Source organism: Bradyrhizobium sp. P5_C11_2 (assembly GCF_054049755.1).
Genome location: NZ_JBFULT010000645.1, coordinates 1 through 3,912, shown reverse-complemented (window position 1 = coordinate 3,912; position 3,912 = coordinate 1). Strand labels below are relative to the sequence as shown.

Genomic DNA, 3,912 nt, shown 5'->3' with positions numbered 1-3,912 from the left:
TTGCCACGCTGTGCATCGGCGGCGGCATGGGCATTGCGATGTGCATCGCGCGCGACTGAAGACAGCCTGCGCGTAACTTGCGCGTGCGCTGCACACACGACTGAGTGCGTTGCACGCGATTAAAAAGGCGGCGGTTGCAAATCAAATATTCTTCGCAACCGCGCACGCCTCGACTAAAGAGAAACGCCCGGCTCGACGCCGGGCGTTTTGTTCTTGATGTCCGTCAAACGTCCCGCATAATCCGCATCTAAAAACGATCACTCAGAAACGTCCGAAGAGTCCAAGGGAAGGAATACGATATGGCACGTGTTGCATTGGTGACGGGTGGTACGCGGGGCATCGGAGCGGCGATCAGCAAGGCGCTGCAGGCGGCCGGCTACAAGGTCGCGGCGAGCTATGCGGGCAATGATACTGCGGCGGAGAAGTTCAAGGCCGAGACCGGCATCGCCGTCTACAAATGGGACGTCAGCAATTTCGACGCCTGCGCCGAGGGCGTGAAGAAGGTCGAGGCCGAGGTCGGCCCGATCGATGTGCTCGTCAACAATGCCGGCATCACCAAGGACGGCGCCTTCCACAAGATGAGCCTCGAGCAATGGAATGCCGTGATCGGCACCAATCTCGGCTCGCTGTTCAACATGTCGCGGCAGGTCATCGAAGGCATGCGCGGGCGCAAGTTCGGCCGCATCGTCAACATCTCCTCGATCAACGGACAGAAGGGCCAATTCGGCCAGGTGAACTATTCCGCGGCCAAGGCCGGCGAGATCGGCTTCACCAAGGCCTTGGCGCTGGAGAACGCCAAGGGCGGCGTCACCGTCAACGCGATCTGCCCGGGCTACATCAACACCGAGATGGTGCAGGCGGTGCCGAAGGACGTGCTGGAAAAAGCGATCCTGCCGCTGATCCCGATCGGCCGCCTGGGGGAGCCCGAGGAGATCGCGCGCGCGGTCGTGTTCCTGGCCGCCGACGAGGCCGGCGCCATCACCGGCTCGACGCTGACCGTCAACGGCGGTCAGTACATGGTGTGATGCAATCGCATCACGCTGGCTGATATTGGCGAAGTCGTCATGCCCGGGCTTGTCCCGGGCATGGTGCACTGTCATTCCGGGGCGGCTCGAAGAGCCGATCCCGGAATCTCGAGATTCCGGGTCTGGCGCTGTCGCGCCATGCCGGAATGACGAGGTAATTTCTAAATGACTCCCCGCACCGCGACGCTGATCGGATTGACCGCCATCCTGATGTGGTCGCTGCTCTCGGTGATGACGGTGGCGACCGGAAAAATCCCGGCCTTTCAGCTTGCCGCGATGACGTTCGCGATCGGCGGTCTCGTCGGCCTCCTCACCTGGATCGGCCGCGGCGAGGCGGCCAGGAGCCTGCGCCAGCCGCTCGTGGTATGGGTCGTCGGCGTCGGCGGATTGTTCGGCTATCACGCGCTCTATTTCCTCGCGCTGCGCTTCGCGCCGCCGGCCGAAGCTGGCCTTTTGAATTATCTCTGGCCGCTGTTGATCGTGCTGTTCTCGTCGTTCCTGCCCGGCGAGCGGCTTGCCATGCACCACATCGTTGGTGCCGTGCTCGGCCTCGTCGGCACCGTGCTGCTGTTCGCCGGAAACACCTCCGGCTTCGCGCCGGGGCAATTGCCGGGGCTGATCGCGGCGTTCGTCGCCGCCTTCGTCTGGGCGACCTATTCGGTGCTGTCGCGGCGACTGAAGGCGGTGCCGACGGATGCGGTCGCGGGATTCTGCCTTGCCACGGCAGTGCTGGCTGCGCTGATGCATGCCGTGCTGGAAACCACCGTGTGGCCGGAGACCACGCTGCAATGGCTTTCCGTCATCGCGCTCGGCATCGGCCCGGTGGGGGCGGCGTTCTATGCCTGGGACATCGGCATGAAGCGCGGCGACATCCGCGTGCTCGGCGCCGCCTCCTATGCAACGCCGCTGCTATCGACCGGCTTTCTCATCGCCGCCGGCTTCGCCAAGGCCAGCGCCAACATCGCCATCGCCGCGATCCTGATCGCCGGCGGCGGCCTGATTGCGGCAAAGGACATGGTGCTGCGGAAACGATGACTGTCATTCCGGGGCGCACGAAGTGCGAACTCGGAATCCATTTATCCGCGTCGATGGTGGCGAGATAGATTCCGGGTTCGCCGCTTGCGCGGCGCCCCGGAATGACGGTGTGGCCCTACGGCTCCCAGCCCTTCGGCGCCAGCTCGAACTTTGCGAACTCGAACGCGGGGGYCACGGAGCAGCCGACCAGCGTCCACTCGCCAGTGGTTTCCGCCATCTGCCAGGCGTCTGCCGGCACGATGGCCTGCGGCCGCTCGCCGCTCATGAGATCGGTGCCGAGGCGCACCACGTGCTGGGAGCAGCCATCATGGGCGATGCGCAGCGTCAGCGGGCTGCCGGCATAATAGTGCCAGCTCTCGACCGCATCGATGCGATGCCAGTGCGAACGCTCGCCGCGCGCCAGCAGGAAATAGATCAGGGTCGAGCGCGAACGGCCATTGGCGTCCGTGGTCTGGTCGCGAAACGTCTCGCGATAGTGGCCGCCTTCGGGATGCGGTCGGAGTTCAAGGCGCGCGATGATCTCGGCTGCGGTTGGCATCGATCCCCGTCAGGACTTGTTCTTGCGCTCGCGCAGCTCGCCGAATACCGCCGCTGCATCCGCCCCCCGCATGTGTAGCCTGGTCGCGACCGAGAGTTCATCGGCCCGCAGGAACACGTTTGCTCGCTTCTCATCACCAAGCAGTGACGGAATGGTCGGCTTGTCCTCGGCCCGCAGCTTCGCCACCTCCGCCGCGCGCGCCTGGAGCGCCGGATTGTCGGGATCGATGCTGAGCGCGAACTTGACGTTGGAGGCGGTGTATTCGTGGCCGCAATAGAGCTTGAAGTCGTCGGGCAGGGCGCGCAGCTTCAACAGCGAATCCCACATCATCGGGTAGTCGCCTTCGAACACGCGGCCGCAGCCGATCGAGAACAGCGTATCGGCGGCGAACAGCGTCTTCTCGTTGTCGAACACGTAGGAGATGTGGTCGAGCGTGTGGCCGGGCGTTTCCAGCACGCGCCCCAGCAAATTGCCGACCTTGACCACGTCGGCATTGGCGACGCGCAAATCGACGTTGGCGATCTTCGTCGTCTTGTCATGCGGCGCGACGACGCGGCAATTATATTTCTGCTTGAGTTCGGCGACCCCGCCGACATGATCGCCGTGATGATGGGTGATCAGGATGTCGGTGAGCTGCCAGCCCTCGCGCTCCAGCGCCTTGAGGATGGGACCGGCCTCCGGCGCGTCGATCGAGGCCGTCGCCTTGGTTTCCACATCGTGGATCAAATAGCCGAAATTGTCGTTTAAACAGGTGAAAGTACGAATTTCGGCGGCCATGACATCTCCATCGGGCTCAGCCCCGCCAGACAAATATGGCGTTAACGTTGCGCAGGCAATGCAATATTCGGCGCGCGGCGGCCGCCTCGCGCGTGTTACATTACCGTCATGACCATCGACGTCGTCGATCTTCGCGAGTTCTATTCCCGCCGCCTCGGGATCGTGGCGCGGCAGATGATCAATCGTGGCATCCGGGAGCGCTGGGCGAGCGCCGAGGGCCAGCGCGTGCTCGGCATCGGCTATCCCACGCCCTATCTCGGGTTGTTCCGCGAGGATGCGGAGCGCTGCATCGCATTCATGCCGGCGGCGCAGGGCGTCTTGAAATGGCCGACCGGGCGCCCGGCGCTGGCCTCGCTGGTCGACGAATTCTCGCTGCCGCTGCCGGACGCCGCGGTCGACCGCATCCTGCTGGTCCATGCGCTGGAGATGTCGGATGACCCGGCCGCGCTGCTGCGCGAGGTCTGGCGGGTGCTCTCGCCATCCGGCCGCGTCATGGCGGTGATCCCGAACCGGCGGGGGGTGTGGACCCGCTCGGAC

5 protein-coding genes are annotated in these 3,912 nt (G+C 64.4%); 3 read left to right on the top strand and 2 right to left on the bottom strand.

Going from position 1 to position 3,912, the window contains the following annotated elements; genetic code table 11:
* Positions 1-299 precede the first annotated feature (299 nt).
* Positions 300-1,025, top strand: coding sequence for an acetoacetyl-CoA reductase (gene phbB, locus ACXJL8_RS36015; RefSeq protein ID WP_456620008.1), 726 nt, complete (start codon positions 300-302; stop codon positions 1,023-1,025).
* 165 nt (positions 1,026-1,190) lie between these two features.
* Entirely contained in the window at positions 1,191-2,060 is an 870-nt protein-coding gene (gene yddG, locus ACXJL8_RS36010; protein WP_456620009.1) for an aromatic amino acid exporter YddG, read from the top strand.
* A 115-nt stretch (positions 2,061-2,175) separates the two neighbouring features.
* Here yddG and ACXJL8_RS36005 read toward each other — a convergent pair whose 3' ends face one another.
* Complete coding sequence (locus tag ACXJL8_RS36005) at positions 2,176-2,598, bottom strand: cupin domain-containing protein (protein WP_456686537.1); 423 nt, start codon at positions 2,596-2,598, stop codon at positions 2,176-2,178.
* 9 nt (positions 2,599-2,607) lie between these two features.
* Positions 2,608-3,375, bottom strand: coding sequence for a hydroxyacylglutathione hydrolase (gene gloB, locus ACXJL8_RS36000; RefSeq protein ID WP_456620011.1), 768 nt, complete (start codon positions 3,373-3,375; stop codon positions 2,608-2,610).
* A gap of 108 nt (positions 3,376-3,483) precedes the next feature.
* Between gloB and ACXJL8_RS35995 the strand changes: the two genes are divergently transcribed.
* Positions 3,484-3,912 (top strand): methyltransferase domain-containing protein (locus ACXJL8_RS35995; RefSeq protein WP_456686536.1); only part of this gene is annotated, 429 nt, incomplete at its 3' end.